Annotated in this window: 1 pseudogene; it reads right to left on the bottom strand. The window is 68.3% G+C overall.

From position 1 onward, the window contains the following. Positions 1-208 (bottom strand): annotated as a pseudogene (locus tag HA630_RS00315) (exodeoxyribonuclease VII large subunit); the annotation flags it as partial.

Below are 208 nucleotides of genomic sequence, written 5' to 3'. Positions count from 1 at the left end.
TAGGCGTAGGTGAACTGGCACACGCCGTGGGCCTGCAGTCGGCTGGCTTCGGCCTGGAAGTCGCCGAGCCCGGCTGCGCCTTCTGGGGCGATGACCAGGACGTGGTTGTAGTCCCACGGGGTTGCCAGCGCCTTGTTCTGGTCGATCAGCCCTTCGCGCTGCAGCCGCTCGCGGATCTCGCGCTTGCGGGCTTCCAGGTCTCCCAGGG

It is taken from the genome of Aquabacterium sp. A08 (genome assembly GCF_011742065.1).
This window is presented reverse-complemented; position numbering and strand designations above follow the sequence as displayed.